The organism is Blastococcus sp. KM273129 (genome assembly GCF_021698995.1).
Lineage (GTDB): Bacteria > Actinomycetota > Actinomycetes > Mycobacteriales > Geodermatophilaceae > Blastococcus.
Map to the genome: position 1 here is coordinate 1 of NZ_SSXB01000164.1, position 1,271 is coordinate 1,271.

1 protein-coding gene is annotated in these 1,271 nt (G+C 70.6%); it reads right to left on the reverse strand.

The window, feature by feature from the left end; genetic code table 11:
• Positions 1-44 precede the first annotated feature (44 nt).
• Entirely contained in the window at positions 45-1,199 is a 1,155-nt protein-coding gene (locus E9565_RS21835) for an IS481 family transposase (protein ID WP_236828157.1), read from the reverse strand.
• Between the last annotated feature and the right edge of the window lie 72 nt (positions 1,200-1,271).

Genomic DNA, 1,271 nt, shown 5'->3' on the forward strand with positions numbered 1-1,271 from the left:
TGCGATGTCGCGGGACACCGTTCACAGGTGTCCCGCGACATCGTTCACGTTGGGGCTTGGCGTTGGTAGTCCCGGGTCGGGTCGAGCTGCAGATCGGTGAGTAGCCGGCCGCTGGTGGTGAGCACCCGGACGTGCAGGTCGTGGACCAGGAGCAGGACGGGTGTGCGGGCGTGGCGGCGGCCGATGCCGATGTGGTGCAGCCGGCTGTTGTGCCGCAGGGTGAGCTTGCCGTTGCTGTCGACCGTGTCGTGCCGGACGCGGAAGTGGCCGTCGATGAGCGGGACGCCGCTGGCAGCGGCCTTCGGGCGGGCGGTGTAGGCCTCGGCTGGGGTGCGCCGGGTGAGGGCCCGGTGCGGCCGTCGGTGGTTGTAGTAGCCGCGGAAGGCGTCGAGCTGGGCCTGCAGGTCTGCCAGGGTGGTGGCGCGGGGTTGGCGGGTCAGCCAGTTCTTCAGGGTCTGGTGGAAGCGCTCGACCTTGCCGCAGGTCTGCGGGTGGTAGGGCCGGCAGTGGCTGCAGACCACGCCACGGGCGTGCAGGGTGACCTCGAGGGCGACGCGTCCGCCGCCGCGGTAGCGGCCGGTGAAGACCGCGCCGTTGTCGCTGAGCACGCCGGCCGGATCGCCGTGCTCGGCGGTCACGTCGCGGAAGAGCTGATCGACGCTGGGGGCGGTGAAGACCGGCGCGGCGGTACTGGCCAGGCAGAACCGGGAGTGGTCGTCGAGCCAGTTGCAGATCTCGACGTCGGTGCCGTCGGCCAGCGTCCAGTGGGTGATGTCGACCTGCCAGCGCTCGTTGGGCTGGACCGCCTCGAAGCGCACGTAGGAGCTCTTCGGTCGCTTGTGCGGCTGGGGGGTGATGAAGCCGCGGGCGGTGAGGATGCGCCAGATCGTGGACACCGCCGGGCTGGTGCCGTGCCGGCGGTGCAGATGGTCGGCGATGGTGGCCGCGCCGGCGTCGTGGCCGTCCCGGTCGAGCTCCTTGCGCAGCTCGACGATCTCTTCCTCCACGGAGGACGGCGTGCGGCCGGGACTGGAGCGCGGGCGACGGGAGCGCGGTGTCAGTCCGGCGTCTCCTTCGGCGAGGTAGCGCTGGACGAGCTCGATGACCCAGCGGCGTGAGACGCCGTAGTCCCGAGCCACCTCGCTCTTGCTGCGGCCCTCGAGCAGGACCGCGGTGACGACCAGCTGCGGCATTCCCATCGCACACCCCTCACCTCAGGGTGTGAACGATGTCCCGAGACAGGTGTGCACGATGTCCTCAACTCAGACACC

What these genes read in the sequence shown, in the direction of transcription:
- E9565_RS21835 (WP_236828157.1), bottom strand. Translation starts at nt 1,199, where the DNA reads ATGGGAATGCCGCAGCTGGTCGTCACCGCGGTCCTGCTCGAGGGCCGC.